Below are 3,542 nucleotides of genomic sequence, written 5' to 3' on the forward strand. Positions count from 1 at the left end.
CGCTCGATGTCCAGGCACGGATAGGCCACGCCCGGCGAGTAGGCCAGCGACAGGTCGCGCTGGTTCGACAGCGGCTTGGTCGGCGCGATGGAGATCTTGCCGCGCGAGGGCGAGCGGTGATATTCACGCGCGGCGTCGCGCAGGGCCAGCTCAGCCGGGGACATGGAGGCTTCTTCGGACATGGTCAAGTCGATTCGAAACGTCGCCGCGCCGCGTGGCGGGCAACCGGGTGGCACAGGCAAATATGTCGGTAATGCGGGTCTACACGCGCGGCGCACCATGAGCTCCTTGATCTTGCTGATCGCGCCAGCAGGATTGAGGCCCTTGGGACACACGTCCACGCAGTTCATGATGGTGTGGCAGCGGAAGAGCCGGTACGGATCCTCCAGGTTGTCCAGGCGCTCGGCGGTGCCCTGGTCGCGGCTGTCGGCGATGAAGCGGTAGGCCTGCAGCAGGCCGGCCGGGCCCACGAACTTGTCCGGGTTCCACCAGAAGCTCGGGCAGCTCGTGGAGCAGCTCGCGCACAGGATGCACTCGTACAGCCCGTTGAGCTCGTCGCGCTCCTCGGGCGACTGCAGCCGCTCCTTGTCGGGCGGCGGCGTGTCGTTGACCAGGTACGGCTTGATCGAGTGGTACTGCTTGAAGAACTGCGTCATGTCCACGATCAGGTCGCGGACCACGGGCAGCCCGGGCAGCGGCTTGAGCACCACGGTGCCGGGCAGCGAGCGCATGTTGGTCAGGCACGCCAGGCCGTTCTTGCCGTTGATGTTCATCGCGTCCGAGCCGCACACGCCCTCACGGCAGGAGCGGCGGAAGCTCAGGGACGGGTCGACCTGCTTGAGCTTGACCAGGGCGTCGAGCAGCATGCGCTCGGAGCCGTCGAGCTCGACCTCGAGGGTCTGCATGTAAGGCCTGGCGTCCTTGTCGGGGTCGTAGCGGTAGATCTGGAAGGTGCGCTTGGTCATGGCAGGACTTCTTTCAGAACGAACGGACCTTCGGCGGAATGGATTCCGTCGTCAGCGGCTTCATGTTGACCGGCTTGTATTCGAGGCGGCGGCCCTCGCTGTAGTACAGCGTGTGCTTGAGCCATTCCTTGTCGTTGCGGCCGTTCGGGAACTCGGGGCTGTCGGCGTAGTCGTTGACGGTGTGCGCGCCGCGGCTCTCGGTGCGCGCGGCCGCCGACACCATCGTGGCCTGCGCGGCCTCGATCAGGTTCTCGACTTCCAGCGCCTCGATGCGGGCGGTGTTGAACACCTTGCTCTTGTCCTTGAGCGTGATGCTGGAGACGCGCGCGGCGACCTCGTTGATCTTGACCACGCCCTCGTCCATGCTCTTTTGCGTGCGGAACACGCCCGCGTGCTGCTGCATGGTCTTGCGGATGTCGTTGGCCACGTCCTGCGCGTACTCGCCGGAGGTGCTCGACTCCAGGCGCGCCAGGCGCGCCAGGGAGCGGTCGGCAGCGTCGGCGGGCAGCGGCTTGTGCGACTTGGCCTTGAGCGCGGTGTCCACGATGTGGTTGCCCGCGGCGCGGCCGAAGACCAGCAGGTCCAGCAGCGAGTTGGTGCCCAGGCGGTTGGCGCCGTGCACGCTCACGCAGGCGCACTCGCCCACGGCGTAGAGGCCGTTGATGATCTGGTTGGGGATGCCGCCGCCGGGCACGACCACCTGGCCGTGGACGTTGGTCGGGATGCCGCCCATCTGGTAGTGGATGGTCGGCACCACGGGGATCGGCTCCTTGGTGATGTCGACGTTGGCGAAGTTGTGGCCGATCTCGTACACCGAGGGCAGGCGCTTGAGGATGGTCTCAGCGCCCAGGTGCGTCATGTCGAGCACGACGTAGTCCTTGTTGGGACCGCAGCCACGCCCTTCCTTGATCTCCTGGTCCATGCAGCGCGAGACGAAGTCGCGCGGCGCCAGGTCCTTCAGGGTCGGGGCATAGCGCTCCATGAAGCGCTCGCCGTTGATGTTGCGCAGGATCGCGCCCTCGCCGCGGCAGCCCTCGGTCAGCAGCACGCCCGCGCCGGCCACGCCGGTGGGGTGGAACTGCCAGAACTCCATGTCCTCCAGCGGGATGCCGGCGCGCGCGGCCATGCCCAGGCCGTCGCCGGTGTTGATGAAGGCGTTGGTCGAGGCCGCGAAGATCCGGCCCGCGCCGCCGGTGGCCAGCAGCACGGTCTTGCCTTCGAGGATGTGCAGCTCGCCGGTCTCCATCTCCAGCGCCGTCACGCCCACCACGTCGCCCTCGGCGTCGCGGATCAGGTCCAGCGCCATCCACTCGACGAAGAACTGCGTGCGCGCCTTGACGTTCTGCTGATACAGCGTGTGCAGCATCGCGTGGCCGGTGCGGTCGGCTGCGGCGCAGGCGCGCTGCACGGGCTTCTCGCCGTAGTTGGCGGTGTGGCCGCCGAAGGGGCGCTGGTAGATGGTGCCGTCCGGGTTGCGGTCGAAGGGCATGCCGAAGTGCTCGAGCTCGTACACGACCTTCGGCGCCTCGCGGCACATGAACTCGATGGCGTCCTGGTCGCCGAGCCAGTCGGAGCCCTTGACGGTGTCGAAGAAGTGGTAGTGCCAGTTGTCCTCGCTCATGTTGCCCAGCGAGGCGCCGATGCCGCCCTGCGCGGCCACCGTGTGCGAGCGCGTGGGAAACACCTTGGACAACACGGCCACGTTCAGGCCCGCGCGGGCCAGCTGCAGCGAGGCGCGCATGCCGGAACCACCGGCACCGACGATGACGACGTCGTACTTGCGCTTGGAGATCGATCCCAATGCCACTTGAAACTCCTGAATCTTTTTAGCGAAGGCTCAAAGGCGCCACAGCACCTGGACCGCCCAACCCGTGCAGCCCACCAGCCACGCGATCGTGAAAACCTGCAGCGCCAGGCGGATGCCCACCGGCTTGACGTAGTCCATCCAGATGTCGCGCACGCCCACCCAGGCATGCCAGGCCAGCGAGACGATCACGACGAAGGTCAGCGTCTTCATCCACTGCGCCGAGAAGATGCCGGCCCAGCGGTCGTAGCCCAGCTCGCCGGGCATGAGCACCTGCACCAGCAGCGCGATCGTGAAGAGGGCCATCAGCGCGCCCGTGACACGCTGGCTCAGCCAGTCGCGCATGCCGTAATGCGCGCCCACCACCAGGCGCTTGGAACCGAAGTTCTGGTTCATTTGCAATGTTCCTCGCTGCAGTTTTCGAATCAGTAAGCGCCGAACAGCTTGGCGCCCAGCACCAGCGTCAGCACCACGCCGGCAGCCAGCACCGCCAGCGCCGAGCTGCGGCCGAAGGCCTTGGTGGTGTTGTGCGTCATGTCCATCCACAGGTGGCGCACGCCGGCGAAGAAGTGGTGCAGGTAGCCCCAGATCAGGGCCAGCGCCACCAGCTTGATGAACCAGCCGGGGAACAGCCCCACGCCGGCGGTGAAGGCGCTGGTGAAGCGCTCATAGGAGATTTCCGAAGAGACGCTGGTGTCGAACATCCAGATGATGAACGGCAGCAGGAAGAACAGGATCGCGCCGCTGATGCGGTGCAGGATCGACACGATGCC

4 protein-coding genes are annotated in these 3,542 nt (G+C 66.5%); all 4 read right to left on the bottom strand.

The genetic code is table 11. From position 1 onward, the window contains the following. On the bottom strand, positions 1-965 hold a 965-nt coding region (locus FJ694_RS36080), incomplete at its 3' end, for a succinate dehydrogenase iron-sulfur subunit (protein ID WP_232540385.1). Positions 966-978: 13 nt separating this feature from the next. Next, a complete protein-coding gene (sdhA, locus tag FJ694_RS36085) occupies positions 979-2,706 on the bottom strand; it encodes a succinate dehydrogenase flavoprotein subunit (RefSeq protein WP_232540386.1) in 1,728 nt (575 codons plus the stop codon). A gap of 96 nt (positions 2,707-2,802) precedes the next feature. After that, positions 2,803-3,165 (bottom strand): succinate dehydrogenase, hydrophobic membrane anchor protein, encoded by a 363-nt coding sequence (gene sdhD / locus FJ694_RS36090; RefSeq protein WP_157272335.1) that lies wholly within the window; start codon positions 3,163-3,165, stop codon positions 2,803-2,805. 29 nt (positions 3,166-3,194) lie between these two features. Then, on the bottom strand, positions 3,195-3,542 hold a 348-nt coding region (sdhC, locus tag FJ694_RS36095), incomplete at its 5' end, for a succinate dehydrogenase, cytochrome b556 subunit (RefSeq protein ID WP_157272336.1).

Origin of the sequence: Azohydromonas aeria (assembly GCF_009760915.1) — a bacterium.
Taxonomy (GTDB): Bacteria; Pseudomonadota; Gammaproteobacteria; order Burkholderiales; family Burkholderiaceae_C; genus Azohydromonas; species Azohydromonas aeria.